Annotated in this window: 22 protein-coding genes; 2 read left to right on the top strand and 20 right to left on the bottom strand. The window is 41.6% G+C overall.

Annotation, left to right across the window (positions count from 1 at the left end; translation table 11 throughout):
* Window position 1: 1 nt before the first annotated feature.
* From U2P91_RS02235 to U2P91_RS02165, 15 genes are all read right to left on the bottom strand, one after another.
* On the bottom strand, window positions 2-2,197 hold the full coding sequence (locus U2P91_RS02235; RefSeq protein WP_322518978.1) for a PBP1A family penicillin-binding protein: 2,196 nt from the start codon (window positions 2,195-2,197) through the stop codon (window positions 2-4).
* Window positions 2,194-3,057, bottom strand: coding sequence for an RluA family pseudouridine synthase (locus U2P91_RS02230; RefSeq protein WP_322518997.1), 864 nt, complete (start codon window positions 3,055-3,057; stop codon window positions 2,194-2,196). The genes U2P91_RS02235 and U2P91_RS02230 overlap by 4 nt, the downstream gene beginning before the upstream one ends.
* A 538-nt stretch (window positions 3,058-3,595) precedes the next feature.
* Window positions 3,596-4,597: a 4Fe-4S binding protein gene (locus U2P91_RS02225; protein ID WP_111886579.1), complete on the bottom strand. Its 1,002-nt coding sequence runs from the start codon at window positions 4,595-4,597 to the stop codon at window positions 3,596-3,598.
* A gap of 12 nt (window positions 4,598-4,609) precedes the next feature.
* Complete coding sequence (gene rsxA, locus U2P91_RS02220; protein ID WP_111886578.1) at window positions 4,610-5,188, bottom strand: electron transport complex subunit RsxA; 579 nt, start codon at window positions 5,186-5,188, stop codon at window positions 4,610-4,612.
* Between the two features lie 12 nt (window positions 5,189-5,200).
* On the bottom strand, window positions 5,201-5,791 hold the full coding sequence (locus tag U2P91_RS02215) for an RnfABCDGE type electron transport complex subunit E (protein WP_111886577.1): 591 nt from the start codon (window positions 5,789-5,791) through the stop codon (window positions 5,201-5,203).
* Window positions 5,792-5,805: 14 nt separating this feature from the next.
* On the bottom strand, window positions 5,806-6,429 hold the full coding sequence (locus U2P91_RS02210; protein WP_322518977.1) for an RnfABCDGE type electron transport complex subunit G: 624 nt from the start codon (window positions 6,427-6,429) through the stop codon (window positions 5,806-5,808).
* Window positions 6,429-7,385, bottom strand: coding sequence for an RnfABCDGE type electron transport complex subunit D (locus tag U2P91_RS02205; RefSeq protein ID WP_111886575.1), 957 nt, complete (start codon window positions 7,383-7,385; stop codon window positions 6,429-6,431). The genes U2P91_RS02210 and U2P91_RS02205 overlap by 1 nt, the downstream gene beginning before the upstream one ends.
* A gap of 11 nt (window positions 7,386-7,396) precedes the next feature.
* Window positions 7,397-8,728, bottom strand: coding sequence for an electron transport complex subunit RsxC (gene rsxC, locus U2P91_RS02200; protein ID WP_322518976.1), 1,332 nt, complete (start codon window positions 8,726-8,728; stop codon window positions 7,397-7,399).
* 325 nt (window positions 8,729-9,053) lie between these two features.
* The gene (locus U2P91_RS02195; RefSeq protein WP_322518975.1) at window positions 9,054-10,490 is read right to left on the bottom strand and encodes an aminopeptidase; all 1,437 of its coding nucleotides are present in this window, start codon (window positions 10,488-10,490) and stop codon (window positions 9,054-9,056) included.
* A gap of 28 nt (window positions 10,491-10,518) precedes the next feature.
* Entirely contained in the window at window positions 10,519-10,692 is a 174-nt protein-coding gene (locus tag U2P91_RS02190) for a DUF896 domain-containing protein (protein ID WP_084633607.1), read from the bottom strand.
* Between the two features lie 30 nt (window positions 10,693-10,722).
* The gene (locus U2P91_RS02185; protein ID WP_111886572.1) at window positions 10,723-12,045 is read right to left on the bottom strand and encodes an aminotransferase class I/II-fold pyridoxal phosphate-dependent enzyme; all 1,323 of its coding nucleotides are present in this window, start codon (window positions 12,043-12,045) and stop codon (window positions 10,723-10,725) included.
* A complete protein-coding gene (gene miaA, locus U2P91_RS02180) occupies window positions 12,032-12,997 on the bottom strand; it encodes a tRNA (adenosine(37)-N6)-dimethylallyltransferase MiaA (protein WP_111886571.1) in 966 nt (321 codons plus the stop codon). The genes U2P91_RS02185 and miaA overlap by 14 nt, the downstream gene beginning before the upstream one ends.
* Window position 12,998: 1 nt before the next feature.
* Entirely contained in the window at window positions 12,999-15,134 is a 2,136-nt protein-coding gene (gene mutL / locus U2P91_RS02175; protein WP_322518974.1) for a DNA mismatch repair endonuclease MutL, read from the bottom strand.
* Between the two features lie 265 nt (window positions 15,135-15,399).
* Window positions 15,400-17,787 (bottom strand): endopeptidase La, encoded by a 2,388-nt coding sequence (lon, locus tag U2P91_RS02170; protein ID WP_111886570.1) that lies wholly within the window; start codon window positions 17,785-17,787, stop codon window positions 15,400-15,402.
* A 37-nt stretch (window positions 17,788-17,824) separates the two neighbouring features.
* Window positions 17,825-18,244 (bottom strand): MarR family winged helix-turn-helix transcriptional regulator, encoded by a 420-nt coding sequence (locus U2P91_RS02165; RefSeq protein ID WP_242988559.1) that lies wholly within the window; start codon window positions 18,242-18,244, stop codon window positions 17,825-17,827.
* A 295-nt stretch (window positions 18,245-18,539) separates the two neighbouring features.
* On the opposite strand from U2P91_RS02165, the gene U2P91_RS02160 reads away from it, so the two are divergent.
* Window positions 18,540-19,298 carry a peptidylprolyl isomerase gene (locus U2P91_RS02160; protein ID WP_322518973.1) on the top strand — a complete coding sequence of 253 codons (759 nt, stop codon included), beginning with the start codon at window positions 18,540-18,542 and terminating at the stop codon, window positions 19,296-19,298.
* 67 nt (window positions 19,299-19,365) lie between these two features.
* Here the strand turns inward: U2P91_RS02160 and U2P91_RS02155 are convergent, their stop codons facing one another.
* The 3 genes from U2P91_RS02155 to U2P91_RS02145 form a co-directional block, all read right to left on the bottom strand.
* Entirely contained in the window at window positions 19,366-19,533 is a 168-nt protein-coding gene (locus U2P91_RS02155; protein WP_162624369.1) for a hypothetical protein, read from the bottom strand.
* 178 nt (window positions 19,534-19,711) lie between these two features.
* Window positions 19,712-19,918, bottom strand: coding sequence for a YjfB family protein (locus U2P91_RS02150; protein WP_111886567.1), 207 nt, complete (start codon window positions 19,916-19,918; stop codon window positions 19,712-19,714).
* Window positions 19,919-20,115: 197 nt separating this feature from the next.
* The gene (locus tag U2P91_RS02145; RefSeq protein ID WP_111886566.1) at window positions 20,116-21,492 is read right to left on the bottom strand and encodes a GntP family permease; all 1,377 of its coding nucleotides are present in this window, start codon (window positions 21,490-21,492) and stop codon (window positions 20,116-20,118) included.
* Between the two features lie 155 nt (window positions 21,493-21,647).
* Here U2P91_RS02145 and U2P91_RS02140 point away from each other — a divergent pair, with 155 nt between their 5' ends.
* Window positions 21,648-22,064 (top strand): hypothetical protein, encoded by a 417-nt coding sequence (locus tag U2P91_RS02140; RefSeq protein WP_111886565.1) that lies wholly within the window; start codon window positions 21,648-21,650, stop codon window positions 22,062-22,064.
* Between the two features lie 53 nt (window positions 22,065-22,117).
* Here U2P91_RS02140 and U2P91_RS02135 read toward each other — a convergent pair whose 3' ends face one another.
* Both U2P91_RS02135 and U2P91_RS02130 read right to left on the bottom strand, forming a co-directional pair.
* A complete protein-coding gene (locus tag U2P91_RS02135) occupies window positions 22,118-22,762 on the bottom strand; it encodes an HAD hydrolase-like protein (protein WP_242988558.1) in 645 nt (214 codons plus the stop codon).
* A gap of 16 nt (window positions 22,763-22,778) precedes the next feature.
* Window positions 22,779-24,599: a PAS domain S-box protein gene (locus U2P91_RS02130; protein WP_322518972.1), complete on the bottom strand. Its 1,821-nt coding sequence runs from the start codon at window positions 24,597-24,599 to the stop codon at window positions 22,779-22,781.
* Window positions 24,600-24,618: the final 19 nt, after the last annotated feature.

The following is a 24,618-nucleotide window of genomic DNA, read 5'->3' as shown; positions in this document are numbered from 1 at the left end:
GTTAGGTAGTAGGCGTTGTTGGTTCGGTTGGTTCGGTTGGCTCCGTTGGTTCCGTTGGCTCTGTTGGATCGGTTGGATCAGTTGGTTCTGTCGGTTCGGTTGGCTCCGTCGGTTCGGTTGGCTCCGGCGGTTTGACAGGCTCAGTCGGTGTTGTCGGCTCAGTCGGTGTTGTCGGTTTCGTCGTCGGCGTTTCCGTTTCAGTCTTCTTTTCCTCTTCTGTTGTCTTTTTGGTCGTGCCTGCGTCAATGGTAGAGGCTCCCGATGTTTCGCCTTCGTTCGACGTTCGCTCCATTTCTGTGATCGTCAGCAGATCCTGATTGATGACAGAACTCATGTAATTCCCATAAATACCTGCCGCGATATAGCTGCCACCCGATAAGGCATAATTTTCAGGACTACCAATCCAGACTGTCGTGGTCAAATTACCCGTAATACCGGTAAACCATAAATCTTTATTATCGTGGGTTGTACCCGTTTTCCCGGCAGTTGTATAAATCTGAGATGCGGCGGTACCGGTACCATAACTGACAACCCCCTCCAGAATGCCCATCATATTAGCTGCCGTGGTATCGGTCATAACTTTTCTGGTCGTCGTACTGGATGCATTTTTTGTATAAAGAACCTCACCATTGATCTGTTCCAGTTTTGTAACATAATACTGTTGATTGTAAACCCCGGCATTGTTAAAAACATTAAAGGCCGCCGCCATTTCCACCGGTTTAATCCCATAGGTCATCCCACCAAGGGCAGTTGCTAAATTATAATCAGTATCTTCAAAGGTTGAGATTCCCATCGTCTGCATAAATGCGACGGCCGCTTCAACTCCGACCTTATCGTACACTTTAACCGCCGGAATATTATAAGAATTTATTAACGCAGTTCGTACCGTCACGGTTCCATGATAACCACCATCGTAATTTCTCGGAGCATAGCCACCAAAATCGGTATAGGCATCGAGAATTGTCGTTGACGGCGTAATCAATCCCTTATCCATAGCCGCTGCATAATAGAGCGGTTTGATGTTTGATCCCGGCTGTCTTCGCTCATCTGCCATATCTATCTTAGTGTTCCCTCCATAATAAGCTTTGACACTTCCATCTAAATCCACAGTGACAACAGCTCCTGTTTCTTCATTCATTCCATAATCATCAAGACCAGTATATAGACTGTCAATGGCATCCGCCTGCATCCGTGAGTCAATCGTGGTATAAATGCGGTACCCGCCGCTGGCGATGTTCTCTTTTATATAATCAATGGCCTGATCTTCTGTAAGACCACGCTCCTGCATAACGGATGAAGCTTTCATCCGAGCATATTCATCCAGAGCCTTTCCTACAAATGCTTCGTAATTATCCAAAATCTGATCGTCATTACTGATCGTTGCCGGATCTCTGATTACTAATTCCAATGCATAGGCGGCATCTGCTTCTTCCTGAGTAATGTACTTTTCTTTAACCATTCGTGTCAGAACTTCCTGCTGACGCTTTTTGGCTGCTTCAAAATTAGAATTAGGAGCATAGGCACTAGGTGCCTGGGGCAAACCTGCCAACATCGCAGCTTCAGCAAGGTTAACCTGCGAAACCGGTTTGTTAAAATAAGTTTGTGCTGCTTCCTCTATTCCATATGCGCCGGAGCCAAAATAGTATTCATTAAAGTACATCTCCAGAATCTGCTCTTTGGTATACTTTTCTTCTAACTGTAGTGCAATCGATATTTCCTTTAGCTTTCTTATCAATTTCTGATTAAAATTCTGTTCCGTTGCAATATCCGGCAAAAACAGAACTCGAGCCAACTGTTGGGTAATGGTACTGGCTCCTTCACTAATGCTACTGCTAGCAATGTTTGCAAAAAATGCTCGGCCAATCCCCAGTACATCAATCCCGAAATGATCGTAAAAACGCGAATCCTCTACGGATACCAGGGCATGTTGTAATTGTACCGGGATCTGATCGATGGTAATGTTGGTCCGATTTTTTGTGTACAACTCAGCAATAACGGCATTATCTGCTGAATAGATCTCGGTTTTGTCCTTTGCCTGATACTGATAGCCTGAAATATCCATGCGATTTGCAGCATAGATGGAATACATGACTCCGGCTCCCAGTATTCCCAGCACCAAAAGAACAATGAGTATTTTTGCTCCAATATGTTTTTTCTTCTTACGTCTTCTTATTCCTTTTTTTTGCTTTTCACTCATTCCATCACCTTTTTCTCTTTATTCTCTCTTAAATGTTTATGAAGTTCCGTCAAGTTTTTGCTGTATTCAGCCTGAACGTGCAAATTTTTTTTACTGGGAAGTGATAGTAAAAGACGATGCGCATGAAGTGCCTGATGCGGCATTTCAAAAGAGCCTGTTTGCATACACTCGCCATGATACAGAGGATCACCAATAATCGGGTTTCCCAAATGCTTCATATGAACTCTTATCTGGTGTGTCCGTCCTGTTTCCAAAACCAACTCTACCAACGATGCATCCTTAAATTCATCCAGCACCTTATAGCGGGTTACCGATGGTTTCCCATCTTCCATAACAACCCTGTGGATACTGTTTTCATAAGGTTGACCAATGGGCGCATTAATAATACCTTCTTGATGGGGAAGCTTTCCATGCACAAAAGCATGATAAACCTTAATCACCTTACCTGAATTCGTTTCTTTTTGAACATAATGATGCACATATTTATTTTTGGCAATCGCCACAATACCCGTTGTATCTCGATCCAATCGATTGATAAAACGGATTTTTGCAGAAACACCGCGCTCACTCCAATAATAGCTGATATAATTTGCCAGGGTATCCAATTGATGCGTTTTCGTTGGGTGTGTTACACAGAAAGGCGGTTTGTTAATGACTAACAATTCCTCATCTTCGTAAACGACATTAAGGTTCCCCGATACCGGTTCGCCATCAATATCTTCGCAAGGCATCTTAATCTCAATGACATCTCCTGGTTTAATTTGCTGTCCCAGAAAACACTCGCGCTGATTTAAACTGATCTTTCCAATCCGTTTAATTTCTCTGATAAGACGGCTAGAATAACTGTAACGCTTGACCAGTTCCTCTCTGACCAGCTTTTCATGATTTATTGATATTTGATATGTATAAACAAGACTGATAATCCTACCCCCGGTTCTAACTCTACTAAAATATTTTTTATGACTAATTAATTTAATTCTATTTTTTCTGCTTTATTTTACAATACCCGGATTCATATGATGCTACTTTAAAACATGCATACTATTATACCCCAATTCGCCCCGAGGCGTTAGATATTTTTTTAGATTTAAGGTAATTACAGACGTTTTTCATGTTTAGCAACTCAGATATGACCGACAACCAAACATAATCTGATTCATTGCTGAAATTTTGATTGACTCGTCAGCATTAATTTTGATAAAAATTTAAACCTATGTCTCCTCATGTTAGCAATATTACTATTTTAACAACACCGCAATTTATTTTATACATCTTTCCTAAAATTCTCATTAAAATTTTAATCAAATCATGAATTGTCATAAATTCTTAATAAAAACGGCTCCTCATTTTTCAATGAGGAGCCGTTTAGAACATCTTATTTATCTGGTTCTACTTTATTTATTTGGTCTTATTTGGTCTCATTTCAATCGCATTTTTCCTGCACTTATCAAAACAGATTCCACAGCCAATACACATATCATGATCAATAACGTAGGGTGGTTTTTTAATCTCCCCAGTAATTGCATTAACGGGACAATTTTTCGCACACAACCCGCAGGCAATACAATTTTCTTCAATAATATATGCAGTTTCTTTGCCATATTCCACATCACCCGTAATACAGTTCATCGGACACTTGTCGACGCACTCATAACATTGTCGACATTTATCATAGTCGATTTTCGCGCAATTATTCTCGATCGTGATCGCATCAAAGCGACAGGCTTTTTTACAAGCACCACAAGCAATACATGCAGTTGTACATGATAGACGGGCAATCTTTCCTTTGTCAAGGTTATGGCATTTAATAATGACTTCCTGAGTTGCCGGCACCAGGCTCATAATGGCTTTAGGACAGGCATCCACACATTTGCCACAAGAAGTACATTTGTCCGGATCAATTTTCGGCAGTCCGTCTTCTCCCATAACAATCGCATCGAAGGGGCATACCGCTTTACAAGTTCCTAATCCCAGACATCCATATCGACATCCTTTTGCACCACCAGAAGCAATCATCGCTTCTCGACAATCCATTTCGCCATAATAATCAGCGCGATTTGGTGCTGTTTCACAGGTTCCCTGACAAATGACAGTGGCAACCTTTTTAACCGCACTTCCGGCTTCCATACCCATAATTTCGGCAATGGCAGCGGTACAATCGGCTCCCCCAACCGGGCAGGCATCGATGGCTGCCGTTCCATTGACTATCCCTGATGCCAGTGCATCACAGCCAGGCAATCCACAACCACCACAGTTTGCCCCGGGAAGAGCAGCTCTTACCATTGGTACCCGCGGATCTTCATATACTTCAAATACCTTTGCCGCAATGGCAAGGCCAATTCCAAACAGTAAACCAAATACACCGAGGATACCGACAGGAACTAAAATCGCATTTAACATTTCTGTATCCTCCTAACCTAATTTCATTCCGGAAAATCCCAAAAACGCAATCGCCATTAACCCTGCAGTTAATAATGCAATCGGGAATCCTTCAAGAGATTTTGGAACTGCCGACGTTTCGAGCCGCTCACGGATGCCCGCAAAAAGCACGATGGCAAGCGTGAAACCTAAGGCCGCCCCAACGCCGTGAAAAATCGTTTCAATAAAATTATATTCAAACTGAATATTTAAAAGCGCAACCCCTAAAACTGCACAGTTTGTTGTGATTAAGGGGAGGTATACACCCAGTGCCTGATACAGCGATGGGCTGGCTTTCTTAATAATCATTTCAACCAGCTGAACCAGCGTTGCAATTACCAAAATAAAAGCAATTGTCTGCAGGTAACCAAGACCTAATGGATCAAGAATTGAATATTGAACTACATAAGTAATTGCCGAAGCCAGTGCCATAACAAAGGTTACCGCAACCCCCATTCCAACCGCAGTTTCAACTTGTTTGGACACCCCCAAAAACGGACAAATACCTAAAAATCGTGATAGTACAAAGTTGTTGACAAAAATTGCACTAATCATTATAAAAATTAAAGTCATTGATATCTCCCCCTATGCCTTTTTCGTTTTCCAGTTAATGAGACCAATCAAAAGACCTAGAGTTAAAAATGCTCCAGGAGGCAAGATCATCAATAATACCGGTTCATAAGCAGCTCCGAATAAAGAAAATCCAAAAATACTTCCTGCCCCTAGAATTTCACGAATTGATCCAAGAATTGTTAACGCCAGGGTAAATCCTAACCCCATCCCCAATCCATCCGCAAATGAATCAGCAATTCCATTTCCAAATGCAAACGCTTCTGCTCGACCCAGGATAATACAGTTTACTACGATCAAGGGAATAAATAATCCCAACGATGCATCCAAAGATGGTAAATAAGCTTTCATTAACATTCCGACAATGGTAACAAACGACGCGATAATAACAACAAAAGCCGGGATTCTAATATTGTCTGGAATCACCTTTCTAAGTGCCGAAATTACAACGTTTGAACAAATGAGTACCGCACATGTTGCCAAACCCATACCCATACCATTAACCGCTGATGTAGTTACCGCAAGAGTAGGACACATCCCCAGCAAAAGCACGAAGATCGGATTCTCTTTTATGATACCCTTTTTTAGATTTTGTATAAAATTCATCTAATACACTCCCCCTATTCCGACAAAGTCTGGTAAACTAGAATCGATGTATTCACACCTTCAGTAACTGCCTTGGAAGTAATGGTAGATCCAGTTATTGCTTGAATTTCATTACTGCTTTCTTTAGCCGTCCCTTTTACAACGATCAACTCTTCGGTCGCCGATTTTCCGGTAAATTGATCATTCCATTCACCGGTGGCCAGCGCACCCAAACCAGGTGTTTCATTATGTTTAATGATTGTGATTCCAGTAATGACGCCATCCGTCGAGATTCCCGTTAACACTTGTACTTCTCCACCAAAACCACTGCCCGGACCGGTCTTTACTGTGTAGCCCGTAATTTCACTGCCATTTTTGCCAATATAAATTTCTAACAACTCTTCAGGTTTTGCCATGCTGATTTCTGTGGCTATTTTCTCCACATCCGCAACTGGCACTTCTTCAAAATCAGTCGCTTCCGGCAGAACTTCCTGACGCGCTTCAGTGTTTGCTTGAATGTTCATTTCCTCAATCGTACCGGCCGTCACATAATTGGTTAATGCCAGACAGCAAGCTGCTACCCCTGAAATAAGAAGTAAAATAAAACCTAATTTAAAAACAACTTTCCAATCAATCTGAATTTTTTCTTTTGTTTCCATTATGCTTTAGCCTCCTTCTTGGTTTTAGTCACACCATAGATTCGCTCTTTGGTGAAGCGTTCAATAAGAGGTGTTGCAACATTCATTAGTAGGATTGAATAAGAAACGCCTTCAGGATAGCCCCCATAAATACGAATGATCATGGTAATTAACCCACACCCCAATGCATAAATAATCTGACCTTTTGGTGTAACCGGCGATGACGCATAGTCCGTCGCCATAAAGAAAGCGCCCAACATCACACCACCTGATACAATATGCACAATTGGATCTTGTCCAACCAGAAGGGCAAAGATTCCCACTGTTAATAAATAAATGGTTGGAATTCTCCAGCTAATAATGCCTTTAAAAATTAGATACAATCCGCCAAGCAGCAAAGCAAGGGCTGAAATCTCCCCGATACATCCATACACGCCGTTTAAACCGAAGAATAAGTCCATGGCTGAAGGCATGCTTGCCGCTTCACCAGCTTTTAATAAGGCCAATGGTGTTGCCGTCGTTACCGTATCCGATACTGGCAGATAAGCTGTTGCGGTCATATGTCCCGGCCATGAAGCCAGCAAGAAAGCTCTTGCCGCCAAAGCTGGATTAATGAAGTTTTGTCCTAAACCACCAAAACACTGTTTAACAATAGCAATGGCAAAAACAGAACCGACAACGGCAATCCACCATGGCGCATTAATCGGTAAGTTGAATGCTAAAAGCACCCCCGTGACAACCGCACTCCAGTCATTAATCGTTACTGGTTTCTTAAGCAGTTTTTGAATAACCGCTTCTGTAGCAACTGAAGAAATTATACAAATTGCTACTAATGCCAAAGCCCATATCCCAAAAACAAATCCTGCGACAGCCAATGCAGGTAACAAAGCAATAATGACATTTTGCATAATATTGGCTGTGGAATGTTTTGCGCGGATATGAGGAGATGATGACACTGTAAGATTTAATTCATTCATCAATATTCCTCCTAATTTCCTTTTCTTCGCTGCGCGATAATCTCGCGTTTAGCCACACGAATCGATGATGCCAGGGTTCTTTTTGCCGGACAGATGTAAGAACAGCTTCCGCATTCAATACAATCCATGGCGTTATTTGATTCGCATTTATCCCAATTATTCCGCTGGGAATATTCGGCGATGTAAAGAGGCTGCAGGTGAATTGGACAGACTCCCACACATTTGCCGCAGTGGATACAGTTTGATGGTGTGGAAATTTTTGCTGATTCTTTGGTTAGACATAAAATTCCTGATGTTCCCTTCATAACAGGGATCGCCGTTTCAAACTGGGTAACCCCCATCATCGGTCCACCAGAAATTACTTTTCCCGGTTCAGCCGAGAAGCCCCCACATTGGTCAATCACCGATTGAAATGGTACCCCTACGCGAATTTCAATGGTTTGTGGGTTTTTAATGGCATCGCCAGTACAAGTCAGGTAACGTTTGTACAAAGGCATTCCTGTTGCCATTGACTCTGCTATTTGAGCTGCTGTTCCGACATTCATAACAACAACACCCGCATCTGCTGGCAACCCGCCCGACGGTACTTCTCGACCAGTGATTGCCGCAATCAGTTGCTTTTCAGCTCCCTGCGGATACTTTGTGTGTAATGAATAAACTTCCAGTCTGCTATCGTTTCCAATTGCTGTCACAAGTGCTTCAATGGCGTCGGTTTTATTATCTTCGACACCAATAAAACCTTTTTCAACACTTACCGCTTTCATGACTGCTTTTAATCCCATGACAACCTTTTCAGCTTGATTCAGCATCAAATGATGATCAGCAGTTAAATAAGGCTCACATTCGGCACCATTTAAAACAACGCAATCAACCTTTTTGTCCGGTGGAATCGCCAGTTTAACATGAGTTGGAAAGGTTGCCCCACCAAGACCAACAATCCCGGAATTCAGAATCATTTTTTTGATTGACTCCGCATCCATTTCTTCTAAAGTACCATAGGGTTTAATACTTGGATCGATGGTATCCAAACCATCTGATTCAATCACAACCGACATAATCCGATCCCCTGATGCATGTGGACGTTCCTCCACCGCAACAACTTTTCCGGATACACTGGCATGTACTGGAGCGGAAACAAAACCATTCGGCTCGCCAACTTTCTGGCCCAGAAATACCTGATCGCCTTTTTTCACAATCGGTGTACAAGGTGCCCCAATGTGCAACGACATGGGTATGATCACCATTTCCGGCTTTATGCCAAAGCCCAACGGAACTTCAGCTGTACTTTCCTTTCTATAGGGTGGGTGGATTCCCCCCTTAAAGGTTCCATGTTTTACATTCATCTTACGTCAAACACCCCTCAAATTAAATTTTTTACACAAGAGAAACTGTATACTTGTATATATAGGCAGTATCATAACATATAAATTATTTTTTTTCCATACGAATTAATAAATTTGTTTAAAATAATACTGTACCCACCGGGCCCAGAAAAAAAATGGTAATATATAGCTCTAAAAATATAATATTTAGACTATAACTACCATTTCAAAGTGACCATTCATAGGGACAAAACGATTAATGCACTAAATGGCATATGTTAATATATTAACATATGCCATTTAGAATAACCTTTCTGTCTTAAAGGGTATTATCTTGTCATTTTTTTTAAGCCAAAAAGGTTTTATACCCTTTATAGCACATATACAAATCAACCTTAGATGCTAACTCGAAGGGCGAGTGCATGCTCAGCAGTGCCGGGCCACAATCCAGTACATCCATTCCATATTCTGCCAGAATATGGGCAATCGTGCCACCGCCGCCAAGATCCACCCGGCCGAGCTCACCCATCTGCCAGATCACACCGGCAGTTTCGAGCGTTTGTCGCATCTTCCCCATAAACTCAGCATGAGCATCATTAGAACCTGATTTCCCGCGGGCACCGCCGTACTTTGACAAAACCATTCCCTTTCCAATATATGGGGCATTTCCTTTATCGTGGGTACCTGTATAATTAGGATCGACGCCGGCAGTGACGTCAGCAGAAAGCATTTCTGAACGCATTAAGCAGCGACGAATGGCTATTTCGGGCTTTTTAACCGCCATCAAATCGATTAGTTCTGCGACCGCGCCCTCAAAAAAGCGCGAATGCATGCCCGTATTACCGACGCTGCCAATTTCTTCTTTATCAGCCAGAATCACACAAAGCGTTCGCTCCGGTATCGTCTCCTGATCAAGAATCGCCCGCAGTGCTGTATAGGCGCAGATACGATCATCCTGACCATAGCCACCAATCAGGCTTTCGTCAAAACCAACGTTTCGGGCAGCTCCTGCCGGCACTACTTCTAATTCAGCGGTGGCAAAATCTTCTTCCACCATACCATATTTTGTGTAAAGATGATTGAGAATATTGAGCTTAACCCCGTCTTTTAAATCTTTTTCTGGATAGGGCTGGCTGCCGACAATAATATTAAGCCCTTCCCCGGTGATTCCCTCGGTCATTTTCTTGGTGTTTTGTTCCTGAGACAAATGAGGCAATAGATCGGTGATGCAAAAAACCGGATCTTCTGGCGCTTCCCCGATGGAAACGTTAATCGTTTCGCCATCTTTTTTTACCACGGTCCCATGCATGGCCAGGGGGATCGTCACCCAATGGTATTTTTTTATGCCGCCATAATAGTGGGTCTTGAAAAAAGCCATATCATCACTTTCATACAGAGGTGATGGTTTTAAATCAAGACGAGGTGAATCAATATGGGCACCAACAATAGCCATTCCCTCCTCAATCGACTTCCTACCGGCCACAAAGAAAATCACGGTTTTGTTTTTGTGAACCGTGTAGAGTTTATCCCCGGAACTAATTTTCCCGGCTTCCGAAAAAGAATCCAGTGGCTTGAATCCAGCTTTTTCGGCCAGATCAACACTAAGTGTTACACACTGTCGTTCGGTTTTTCCGGCGGTTAGAAAGCGGATGTAATCATCGCTGATCTCTTTTACTTTGACAAATTCTTCTGTGCTGAGGTCTTTCCAGGCCAGTTCCCATTTTTTACCCAGCTGCTCCTGAAGCAGCGTCCCAGGACTTTTTTCTTTCTCTTTATTTTTCATAACAATTTGCTCCTTTGCTTTTTTTATATTACTTATCGACGATTTCGATGTTATCCAGTTGCGCTCTTAAATTTGTTCTGACAGCCGACAGATATTCAGCCCGCAGTGTCATTTGCTCATCCGATTCGTCTTCGGTCAATCCACATTCTTTTTTCTTTCGGGCCAGTTCATTGATTCGATCAATTTTTTCCTTTGTTATCATGATTCTCCTCATTATTTCTAATCTTAATTTTTAAATTTTCACAAGTTGTTTATCGAGTAGGCGTTGGAGGCTGAGCAATACACCCAGCTTACCGTGAAAATGTGTCAGACCGCCTTGAAAATAAACATAGTAAGGTTCCCGCATCGGGGCGTCAGCCGAAAGTTCGATGGAAGAACCTTGAATAAAAGCACCGGCTGCCATAATAATGGGATCCGAATAGCCGGGCATATCCCATGGTTCAGGGGTGGCCTGGCTGTCCACCGGAGCCGCTTCCTGAATCGCCCGACAAAATGTTTTAACCGCTTCGGCGGTTTTTAAACAAACACTCTGAATGATATCACTGCGATAGTCCATCACTTCGGGGCAAACGGCAAAACCCAGCTTTTTATAGCAAGCGGCCAATAGCACCGCCGACTTAATTGCCTGGGCCACCACCGTTGGAGCCAAAAACAGACCTTGCAGCAAGGTGCGGTTTATTCCCAGGGTGGCACCGGTTTCTCTGGCTACTCCGGGAGCCGCCAGACGGCAGGCGGCCAAATGGACCAGATCCGCTCGACCAGCGACATAACCGCCGGTCGGCGCTAAGCCGCCACCGGGATTTTTGATCAGCGAACCGGCCATTAAATCGGCACCGATTAACACTGGTTCGACCCGGTCCATAAATTCGCCATAGCAATTGTCGACAAAAACAATCACATCTGTTTTTACTGCTCGAATTTTTTTAATCATCTCTGCCATCGCGTTGATGCTTAGTGCCGCCCGCCAGCTGTAACCCGTGGATCGCTGCAGATAAATCATTTTCGTATTTGGGGTAATGGCAGAAAGAATCGCCACTTCATCAAAACTGCCATCAGCCAGCAATTCGATCTGATTATAGGTGACTCCAAATTCTTTAATGGTTCCCTGCCCAACACAAGTCTCTTCCAGACCGATCACGGAGCGGATGGTATCGTAGGGCGAACCGGTAATGGCCAGTAAATGGTCGCCGGGGCGAAGGACCCCATACAAAGCTAATGCAATCGCGTGGGTTCCCGATGAAATATGCGGCCTCACCAAGGCATCTTCTGCTCCGAAAACATCGGCATAGATGGTTTCAACCACTTCCCGTCCGACATCGTCATAGCCATAGCCAGTCGAAACAGTAAAGTGTCGATCACCCAGTCCCGCCTTTTGCATCGCTTTGATGACCCGATACTGATGAAGCTCTGACAGATCATCCCGTTCTTTTAGTTGGGAGTGAACCTCATTTTCGACTTTTTTTACGAAATCGATGACTTCTGCTGAAATCTCAAATTCCTGTTCAAGATAGGTTTTAATGTCTTTTTGTATGTTCAAACAATTACTCACTTTCATTTATTGGTTCAAATTGAGGAAGAATCAGCTTTAGACACGCCTCAACCTGGGTCTCCAAGTCTTTGGCCTCACTCATTTTCAGCCACTGGATGCGCTTATCTTTGCGAAACCAGGTCATTTGACGTTTGGCGTAGTGTCGGGAATCCCGTTTTAGAATGGTTACCGCTTCTGCCAAGGTGGACACCCCTTCCAGGTAGGGTTTTAGCTCTTTATAGCCAATTGCCTTTAGTGCCGTCAAGTTCCAGTCATAGCCCCGCTCAACCAGCATCTTTGTCTCTTCAACAAGACCTTCCTCAATCATCCGATCAACCCGATGGTTAATCCGATGATAGAGCGTCTCGCGGTCCCAGTCCAACCCCAGAATAATATAATCATAAGGAACTTCCTGTTTTTTTGTCTCTTCATCAAAATGGGATTTCGGCTTGCCAGTGAGCTCATAAATTTCCAACGCCCGGATAATCCGATTTTGATTATTGGGGTGAACACTTTCTGCCGTAACCGGATCCACCGATTTTAGCCGCTGGTATAAGGCTTCCTTCCCCAGGACTTCGGCTTCGGCCGTTAGTCGCCACCGTATTATTTCATCACTGTCCTTTTTTTGAAAATCCCAGGGCAGACTAAGACTATTAATGTATAATCCTGTCCCCCCTATTATAATAGGAAGCTTTCCTTTTGAAAGAATGGCTTCGATGGCACCCAGTGCGGCTTTCTTATATTTTGCGACACTGAATTCTTCATCCGGGGACACACAATCTACCAGATGATGAGGTACCCCCTGCATTTCTTCTAAGGTGACCTTGGCTGTACCAATGTTCATATATTTATAGATTTGCATGGAGTCCGCAGAAATAATCTCACCATTCAATTTTTTTGCAAGTGCCACCCCCAATGCGGTTTTTCCGCTGGCAGTCGGTCCTACCACGACGAGTATTTTTGGTTTTTTTGTTTCCATCTTATACCACCCGCTTGAATAATTTCATTAATTCATATTCCTTTAATCTCATGATGATAGGGCGTCCATGGGGACAAGTATAGGGATTACTGAGACGCCTCAAATCTTCAAGAAGTTTTCTAATTTCAGCCTGGGTCAAAGATTGCCCGCCTTTAATGGCAGCTTTACAAGCCATCATAATGATTTTATTTTTTACTTTTTCTGAAAAAACCGTGTTGCCCTCAGTATTTTCGTTACTTTCAAAAAGATGTTCGTCAATCATCGCTTTTAATAAGTCCGGGCTCTGGGGTTCCCCTAATAATACCGGGACACTACGAACAAGCAAGGTATCATCTCCAAAAACATCACAGTCATAGCCCAATCTTTGATACTCAGCCAACGCATTTTCGATCAGGGTTAAATCTTTGGGACGAACTTTTAAAGGTATCGGTGTCATCAACCCCTGACTGGGAAGACCTTCATTGCGATTAAAAATTCCCATCAGCTCCTGGGTTAAGAAAGCTTCGTGGGCCGCATGTTGATCAAGAAGATAAATTTCTTTTTCACCCTCCAGAAGAATATATACATTAAACAGCTGTCCGACAATTCTCATTTTTGCCAGGTCCTGAACATCTTTTTTAAATCCTGGCACCGCTTTCTCATCATGATCAATTGTCCCGCGATTGATAACATCGCTATTAAAACTAACCGACGCTTCGGCAACACGATTAGAATTGTCGACGACTAACCTCCTTTTGTCCTTAGTCTCAAGAGGCGCTATATCAATTTCTTGCCCTTCTCCCGCGAGACTCACTTTTGTGATCAGATTTGTATCTGCATTCGGAGTCCTAAGCGAATCAAATTTGTCATCATTATGGACTTCAGGCGCTACCTTACTATTTCGTGGCAAGACGGCTTCTTCTCTTTTGATTGGGATATTGGGGGGACTGAATTGACCCTGATATTCAAGTGCTTCCGTTTTTTTTACGAAATCAATGTCATCTTCCATCGAGGACGCTTTTTTAGTTGATGCCATAGTGTCAATGCTGGTCTGATCTTCCAGAAAACTTCTTTGCACACGTGTGTGTTTCTCAACACGTTTTGTATCTATCCCGACGCGATCAGTTTCGAATTTTTTAGCTTCTTCCGTTTGATCATCAACCGTCCCCAGTTCAACGATCAAATTGGTATTTCTGAGGGTTTCCCTGATCCCCTGTTTAAAGAGCAGACAGACCAGGCTTTCATTTAGAATTTTTATTTCGGTTTTAGCCGGATGGATGTTTATGTCAAGCATTCGGCCCGGTAACGTCATAAAAATAATACCGAGGGGGTGCTGATGTTTCATGCTATAGCCCTCATAGGCTTCATCTAATGCCTGAGCCAGTCGATTATTTTTAATATAGCGTCCATTAATAAAAAACACCTGATCGTCGCGATGATTTCGCATGGTTTTGAGGTTTCCCACAAAACCCGCCAGCTTCATGGGTTTGTTTTCATAATTCAGAGCGATCAAATTAGCCGCCACATCAATCCCATAAAGCCCCGCAACCACATCGATCACCTTTCCGGTACCTGGGGTATCAAGCACAATTCGCCCGTTGCAGCTAAGCTGAAAGCGAACCCCCGGATGGGAAATAGCAATTTTTTCTAACAGATCCCGAACGATCATTTCTTCTTTTTTGTCCTTTTCCATATGTTTTCGTCGGGCCGGCGTATTGTAGAAAAGATCACTCACTGTGATTTCGGTGCCGCGATTATAGGCACAAACCCGCTGATTAATGAGTTTTCCACCTTCAAACAAGGTTAAACTTCCAACCTCTTCATTCGTAAACCGGGTAGTAATCTGCACCTTGGCGACTGCTGACACACTGGATAATGCTTCGCCTCTAAACCCCAGTGATTCAATCGATTCCAGATCGTCGATAGTTGATAACTTACTCGTGGCATGGCGTTTAAAGGCCAGCGGAATCTCATTATAGGCAATCCCGCAGCCATTGTCCTGAACTGTAATCCGGTTTTTTCCACCCGCTTCAATGATTACAGTAATCTGGTTGGCGCCAGCGTCAATGGCATTTTCCACCAATTCCTTTACTACTGACACGGGCCGGACAATCACCTCACCGGCAGCTATTTTATTAATTGTTTCATTATTTAGCATCTTAATTTTCATAGAAAATATTATATCATAAGAAAATAAGACCGTCGACAAAACCTAGCAGAAAAAAAGGGAGCTGTCATCTGACAGCTCCCTTAATGATGGAGCGATTTGCGCTAAACGTCACCTTCCATATCAGGTGTCCATCCCTCAAGCGAAAAAAGATGGTGATTGCTGACCCGCAGGTTCAGACCTTTGCCGCAACAACACTTACGAACCTGTCCGGTTCTGCTTAGGACTTGTTTCTACACCTTTAGTCTATAGTATTTTATTCACCAACCATGCTCAGCTGCACATTGGAATCGCCTATTGGTCGATTAAGAACCGGTTTGCATTCTGGCAGCTCAATTCCCAATGCTTCTCTTAACACTTCTTCAATGGTTGAAACATGAATGATGGTTAAAGCATTTCGCACTTCTTCAGGAATATCACTGACATCTTTTTCATTGTCTTTTGGCAATAAAATTTTAGTGATACCGCTACGCTGCGCTGCGATAACCTTTTCTTTAATGCCACCAACTGGTAGTACCTGACCGCTTAAGGTAATTTCCCCGGTCATAGAAAGTTTAGAATCAACCGGTTTGCCTAAAATCAAGGATGCCAAAGCCGTCGTTAGCGTCACCCCGGCAGATGGTCCATCTTTTGGAGTTGATCCCGATGGGACATGAATGTGGGTATCATTTTTAAAATAGTCAAATCCATTGGCCAAATCACCCAATCGTGAGCGAATCAGGCTCATCGCAATGGTGGCACTTTCTTTCATGACATCGCCCAGTTGACCGGTTAGGGTCAGCTTGCCACTGCCCGGCATCAGGCTGGCTTCGGTAAAGAGAATTTCTCCGCCGACAGCGGTCCACGCCATTCCGGTTACGACACCTGGTTTATTATTTTCACCCGCTTTTTCATGACGTCTGGTTTTATTACCCAATACTTCGCTGATATTTTGAGTTGTTACAATAAACGGCAGTTCAACTTTTTTCGAAACGATTTTTTCAGAAACTACTCTGGCAATTTTTGCCAGTTGTTTGGTCAGGCCACGGACGCCAGCTTCAGCGGTGTAATTTTCGACAATCGCTTCAACAGCTGTTTCTTCAATCTGAAGCATCTCAGAGGTTAAGCCGTGATCATCTAAAACACTTGGCAACAGATGATCAATAGCAATCCGTTTCTTTTCACCGTTGGTATAGCTTGACAGCTGAATTATTTCGGCTCGATCCAAAAGTGGTGCTGGGATCGTGCTAAGGTCATTGGCTGTCGCAATAAAAAATACCTCGGATAAATCATAGGGAATTTCCAGATAGTGATCAGAGAAGGTACAATTTTGCTCAGGATCTAAGACTTCCAGGAGCGCTGAACCAGGATCACCCTGATGAGACATGCCCATCTTGTCAATTTCATCTAAAATGAAAACCGGATTTTTAGCTTCGGCATTGGCAATGCCTTTAATAATACGTCCCGGCATTGCACCAAGGTAAGTCTTGCGATGTCCGCGAATCTCGGCTTCATCCCGCACCCCGCCTAAGCTGGCACGTACATATTTGCGATCAAGGGCTTCGGCAATGCTCTTACCCAAACTGGTTTTTCCGGTTCCCGGAGGTCCCACTAACAATAGGATCGAACCTTGTTTGTCTTCTTTTAACTTCATCACGGCCAAATGTTCAATGATTCGTTTTTTTACATCGTCAATACCAAAGTGATGGGATTCAAGTACCTGTCTGGCGTGTTCAATATCGATTTCTTTTTTCTCACTGGTCCAAGGGAGTTCCAAAAGCAGATCAAGGTAATTCATGATCACATTGCTTTCACCTCCGTTTGGCGGCGAATTTTCAAATTTGCGGACTTCTTTTAACGCTATTTTTTTAATGTCTGCAGGCATATCTGAATCCAGAACTCTTTTTCGATAATCGGCTTCTTCTTCTAATTCTTCATCCAGTTCACCTAATTCTGCTTTAATATTCTTAAGTTGTTCCCGAAGCATCGCTTCACGATAGGTTTTATCCTTACGTTGAGAATATTTTTTACTAATTTCGAGTTGCAGGTGTACGGAATCCTTTTCCCGGATGATATAGTCAATAAAGCTCAGCGTTCTTTCTTTGATTGAATCAATTTCCAGAAGAACTTGTTTGCTTTTTAAAGGAATACCCATCATGGGAATAGTGTAACCCATAATTTCTTCTAAAGAAGGTAATCCTTCCAGAATACTGACAAAGTACTCAGCACCCTTAAAATTATGACTTAAATCTTTCATTAAGCCTTTAATGTACATAATCATTTCCTGTTCTTCGTCAGCATTGATATCCAGAATATCTTCCTGAATGGTATAAGAAGCATTAATCTGTTTTTCTTCAAAGCTGAAGTCCAGAACCTTAACCCGATTGATGGTGGTGATATCAATAACAAAACCATTATCGGACTTTTGGATATTATCAAATTTCATTAACACACCGATACGATAAAACGAATCAGCGGTCAATTGAACGAGTCCTTTATAATCTTTTGTTGATAGACCAATGGCCAAGGTATTATTCTTGATAATCAATTCTTTGATATTGTTTCCAATATCCTCATTTACAAAAATACGATTTGAAATCCCTGGATAAATCACTGTTTCTGTGATCGGAATTAATGGTGCGTTTTTAATTTCTAGTGTGTTCATTTTTCTTCCTCCTCATCCTTTAACAATTTAATTTTTATTAAAGAATTTTGTTTAGTAAGGTGATCAATTGATCCAGCTCATCTTCGGTGAGACTGTTTTTAATCCGTTCAATAACTTGAATCTGGGTTCTTTCCTCGGATCTGGCAATTGATTGTCCCTTTGGTGTAAGATAGATAAAATACACCCTGCCATCCTCTGGCGAACGTTCCCGATACACACAGCCCATGGAAATAAATTTACTAATCAATTCGGTAATCGTCGGTTTCGAATTCTTTGTTTCCTGAGCCAACTGGCTGAAGGTTACCCGATAATTCTTGTCGATGATTTTAAGATAATATTTCTGTTTTGAGGTTACATCTTCCGCCTGACACAAGCAGGTTTCATTTTCATGGAAAGCTGCATTGAGTTTAAGCAGTTTATGATAAGCCTCATATAGTTCATTTTTCTTACATATCATATTATCACCCAACTTTTTTATTAGTTAGCACTTACCTAACTACTTGGTATAAGTATAGCTCCGGTTGCTTATCTTGTCAATAAAAGGTTATGCTTATTCGGAATCGTTAAGTTTTACTTAATTTTTTAGCCGCTTATCGACTTAAAAGATGATCACATTGATCAACTTCAGACAGCTATTTTACTGCTTCAATCGATTATATTTATATCCCCCGCTCCTTCGTCTGTTGACAAAGCCTCTTTAAAAGGCTATGATTTTAGAATAATAAATTATTTTAGACTTAAAGGAGACCATTATGGAAAAAAAACCGTTGGCTACCGTGGATGGTAAAACGATTTACACCACGGATTTAGATGCCTTAATAAAACAATTACCTCAGGAACAGGCAAATCAATTCACCTCAAAAGAAGGACGACGTCAATTACTAGAAGAACTTATTGCCCAAGAGCTTTTTTACTTAGAAGGCAAAAAAGCAAAGGTTGATGAAAGCGAAGAATTCCAGAAAATGCTCATCGATGCAGAAGAAAAGCTTCTAAAAACCCATATGATTGCAAAATTCATGATGGATATCACCATTCCAGATGAAGAAGTGCAAAAATTCTACGATGAAAACCCAAACCAGTTCATTGCACCAGACAGCATTCGAGCCAGCCACATTCTTTTACCTAATGAAGAACAAGCTTCGACAATTATTGAAGAAATCAAAGCCGGCAAATCCTTTGAAGCAGCAGCAAAAGAATATTCAATTTGCCCTTCTAATGATAAGGGCGGCGATCTAAGCTATTTTTCTAAAGGCCAGATGGTTCCAGAATTTGAAACTGCTGCCTTCGCACTGGAAATAAATGAAATGACTGAGCTACCAGTAAAAACCCAGTTTGGTTACCATATTATTAAGCTGACGGATCGTAAGATTGCTCAAACCATTCCCTTTGATGCAGTAAAGGAAAATGCTCGAAATTACTTATTAAGAGAAAAACAAAACAAAGCTTTTATCGGCAAGGTTGAAGACCTTAAACAAAAATATCCGGTTAAAATGGAAACTACGATTCTATAACAAAAAGACCAAAGCAACGGGTTTGCTTTGGTCTTTTCTAATTGCTAACTCCAGACGATCTGTTATTTTATTCTTCGTCCTGACTTTTACAGCAGCCTTTACCCATAAATCGGTGACCGATGACAAACCCCACTATTGTAAAGGTAATTGTAAGTGCAACCAAGGCACAAGGGATAATTTTATCCTTATGTGCCATCATACAGCATTGGCTATCTTCATTTTTATTACAACACATATTACTTCCTCCAGCTTTCTTTGTTATATCTAATTTATACCCCTGTTTTTGATTTTAAATCAGGGCTTTTTAGACAATCCGCAATAGTTTTCAACCCGACTACAGATCCGCTTATTCTTTTTTTTGCATTTTATCTAAAAAAAAGAATCCAGCCAGTCACCTACCGGCTGGATTCTTCTTAAACAGAAATGTCCAGTAGTTGTCCAATATTGGGGTCAGGTGAGGGGCCAGCAGTCGTAGCAACTGGGGTACTTGTTTCCACCATTGCCATCATATCGGTCATTTGCTCAGTCCCCGTCTCCATTGCCATCTTCATCACCGATACACTAGCCTGTTGGGCGACCTGCATTTGACTCATTCCCATCGAAAGTGCTGCAATATCCATGTTCATTCCACCTTTCTTTGAGATGATTCATAATTTTTATGAATCTTCTCCCTTATTTTAATCGCTATCATTTATTAATGTGTGCAACACATCTATATCTGTTATCGTATTAATTCTAATTTACTTTACTATTATATCATAATTTGTAACACAAACCTTTAATTCACATCCGTTTTTAAATATTATCAGGATTTAAACTATAATAATATCTTTGCTAATATAAATATCGCGGCCATCGCTGTCATCCCCATAATAAAGGTCACTATTGTTTGTGTTTTATAGCCATCCTGGGTTTCCATTTTGCTAAAGTTAGTCACCACCCAAAAGTAACTGTCATTTGCATGCGACACGGTCATCCCTCCGGCTCCAATGGCCAGCACGGCCAAAACAGCGGCCATCGGACTTGACAAACCTAAAGCAGACATCATTGAGGTCGGATCTGAATAGACACCCATAATACCCGCTGTGGTCGTGATTGCAACGGTTGAAGATCCCTGAGCGGTTTTTAAGATCGCCGCAATTAAGAAAGGAAAAAAAATGCCGGCCCGGGAAATAATGCCCGCATTTACCTGAATAAAATCAACAAAGCCAGCTGCCACAATCACCTTACCCAAAACTCCGCCAGCAGCGGTTACAAAAAGAATCGGCCCGACAACCTTTAATGTTTCATTGGTCAGTTCGTAAAAATCAGACATCCTTTTCGTCGAAACTAAGAGCCCCAATGCGCACAGCAAGCCAACCGTCAAGGCAATCATCGGAGTTCCTAAAAAAATCATAATTTGTCCGGGAAGTCCACCAATCGCTAACAGACTGGCAAGCGAACCAAGTGTCATCAGTATAATCGGTACCAGAATAGGCGAAAGCGATGCCATACCACCGGGAATTTCCCCGTACTCTAAAACCAGTTCCGCCACACTTTTTTGATAATCCCAAACACCCTGCTCTTCGCGTGATTTAACTTTTTTCGCAATGTACTTCGAAAATATCAGAGCTGCAAGTAAAGTTGGTATCGATACCAGAGTGCCCATCGCAATAACCATTAGCAGGTAATTAGAGACACCCAGAGACCCTGCTGCCGCAATGGGGCCCGGTGTTGGTGGAATAAATACATGCGCAGTATAAAGTCCTGCTGACAAAGCCACTGTCATAGCAACTGACGAGGTTCTTGTTTTAGCCCACATTGCTTTGCGAATTGGATTCAGAATCACAAAACCACTGTCGCAAAAAACTGGCACTGCCACAATCCAGCCCATTATCATTAAAGCGAGCTCCGGATTTTTGGGGCCAATTACTTTTACCACCATGTCTGCCAATTTAATCGCTGCTCCTGTTTTTTCCAGAATCAGCCCAATCAAAGTCCCCAGGATGATCACAATGCCGATGCTTGTGAAAATCCCAGCAAAACCAGATCCTAAAATTCCGGGTATCTCCGAAAGCGGTAAACCAACAATTAAAGCAAGCATTAATGAAACGCCCATAATTGCTATAAAGGGATGCACTCCCCAGCGGGAAATGGCCAGAATCATCAAGCTTATTGCAATGACCAATGCAATCATCAAAGCTAACCCCGTCATAAGGTCTCCTTTCACAGATGCTCTTTTTTTAAATTGTGAAACGCTTGTTATTTTCATTTGAATCAGCATTTCTTTTGCTATCAATCTATGTTATGATAAAAAGAGTACTCATGCACTAAAAAATGGATTATAAAAAAATAGTTAGGAGAATCGTCTTGAAAAAGAAACTGCTTTTATTAGGCACTTTTATCCTTTGTATCATAACTCTTGCTGGTTGTGTATCCTCCTCTGAAAAAAAATCCGATACCATTGATCTGGAAACCACTGACCGCTATGAACTCCTCATTGGACTAAATGATGTGACCACTGGCAAGCAGGTCATGGACACCCAGGAAGCCATCGAAATCGTTAAGCTAAAATTACTAAGCCATGTCAGCGGTGTTACTGTTACAGTATCTAATGGTTACTATTATGTAGGTGCTTTTATCGTCGACGAAACAACACTAAATTGTGTAATTTATGGTGCAAATGATGAAGCCATCGCCGCCGTTGTTGCTGAAATTAATGATGATCTCAATGTCTCCGTACTCGTCTCAAAAACCCCCAGCCAATACCGCTTAATCACACCATAAAATGCGTAGAAAAGCTTTTTTCTTCACGCGTCTAGTTAGCGAGCCAATCTCATTTAAGGTTTGTTGTTTGTTCTAACAATATCAATGACATCCCATATGGTATCAATCATAAAAGTGGGCTTACATTTTTCAAGTGCAAAGGGGGAATTGTATCCCCATTTAACAGCAACCACATCCACCCCGGCCTTTTGGCAGGCTTCTATATCACGAACCTCATCCCCGATATAAAGCATTTCGTCAGGCTTAATGTCATGCTTTCGCAGAACTTTCTTGATTTTTTTTGACTTGGACATGAGTGCGGAACACATGATAAACTCAATCTCATGACTAATATCATAGGTTATTAAAAAATCAGAAACGGTTTTTTTAATATTGGAGGTAAGTATCCCAATATGATCGGTTTCTTTACGCAGTGCTGTAAAAAAATCATGAATATCCGGAGCGAAAGCATGAATTTCGCTTGATTCTTTTCTCATCATCTTTTGTCCATCCCGGATTGCCCGGGGGAATTTGTAAAAAGGGATATCCACAATTTCCTTGATCTCTTTGATGTGAAGATTTTTGATATGCTGTAATTCTTCCATAGTGACTGTGCTGTACTTATATTTTTTTGCCAGACTGTTATATATATTAAAGGCTTTCTCCTCAGTATCCGCAAGGGTACCGTCAAAATCGAAAACCACACACTTATAGGTCATAGATGACTCCTCAAATTTAGTTGTTTAGTTCATATCCATTTACTTTACTTTTTAATTTCTTTCCTAGGGAATCGTGATAAAAATAGCAATCCAGATCCAATCGCTGGGCTTCATGCATCGCAGCACTGCCAAAACGGATCAAATCTTCTTTATTTGTAGCGTGATCCGGATATTTGGAAACACCAATGTGGTTTCTTAAAATAAAAGCGTTTCCTTCAATAATGAAGGGATTACTAAGTAAGTCCGTAATCATCTGACAGATTTCAAGAATTATTTTTATGCTTGAATCACAGGGATAGAATAGCGCAAACTGATCCGAGTAGCGACGAACTAGCAACCCATACTTCCCAATAACATCATATAATTGTTCACTTAAAGATTGGATCAACTGATCTTCAATCGTTTGACCAAAAGCATCACCGACTGCGTGAAGTCCCTCAAGATGAATAAAAATCAAAGCCAGATGCTTTTCCGAATTATTTTTGCATTTACTAAAATAATTCCCCAAAACCTGTTCTAATTTATAACGATTGGGGAGTTTGGTTATCGGGTCTTGGACAAAAGCCGCTTCCAAAGCTTTTCTCTTTTCAATGGTGTCGGTAACGTCGATTCCAAGCAGAATATTGGTATTTTTTCCATCTCTTCTGGTAAACGTCGCATGATCCCATTGGATATAGTGAACATTCCCTTTGTGATCCTTAAAAGGCAACGGTTTTTTGAAATCCAGGTTTTCGTTTACGAATTTTCGATGGAGACGTTTGAGATTCCCAAAAATATCCCGTAAGTTCTTATCTTCAACCTCATCATAATTTATTCCGCTTAATTGATGGACCACATGATTAATACTGAGGACTTCAAAAGCATTATTGAATTCAATAAACAAAAGCCGGCTATTATTTAGAACCTTATCTGTAAAAACAAGCTGGGCATTCAATTCTTCTCGCAAATCAACCTGTTTTGTGACATCCTGGAGAATCCCAATTGTTCGCTGATGTTCATTATCTTTTGTAAAGTAATGTCGTACTCTTAAGTAAATGTCCCGAATTTCTCCGCGATTATTTTTTATGCGATAATGAGTATCAACCTTCTCCTGAGCTTGAAATGCCCGCAGGAATGCTTTCCAAACGCGGTTTTGATCATCCTCATAGGCCATCCAATAAATGATGTCAAGATTAGGTTCAACTTCCCCTTCTTCATAACCCAGTATACTATAAAGTTCCCTTGACCAGTAAATTTTTTTTGTTAAATAATTCATTTCCCAGTAACCCAAATGGGCAAGACGTTGAATTTCCAGGAGTTCTTCTTTTTGCTGGCTGATATATGTATCCTTCTCATTGGCCTTTTTTAAATCTTTGCCCGTTATAATCATATAGCTCTTTTCGCGCCCTTTTTTGTCACGCATTTTTAGCGGTTTAAAGACCAGATGAATCGGGATCACTTCGCCGCTTTTATGAAAAAATTTGATATCTCTTTCATAAACACCCTTTTGCGCAATCGCCTTATTCAGTTCATCCCGTTCCTCTTCAAAAACATAATCCATCGGAATACGCTGGATGCTTTTGCCAATAATTTTATCTGCTGGTTTTCCCTGATAATTTAAAAACGTATCATTCGCCATGAATATAATCCCTTCATTATCAACAATAATGACACTATCAGTAACCTGGTTAAAAATACCCAGATACATTTTTTCAGTTTGTTGCCATTCTTCACGCCTTTTTTTCATTTTTGTAAAGTGATAGCCTGCGCCACCAACCAAACTAAAAAAAACAATGGTTAAAATCACCGCCATCGTTATCAAATTCTCTTCTGAAAAAACATTTAACTCATTCAGCATTCTGAACACCTTACTTTCT

The sequence above is a fragment of the Acetobacterium sp. K1/6 genome (genome assembly GCF_034438075.1).
Lineage (GTDB): Bacteria > Bacillota > Clostridia > Eubacteriales > Eubacteriaceae > Acetobacterium > Acetobacterium carbinolicum.
This window is presented reverse-complemented; position numbering and strand designations above follow the sequence as displayed.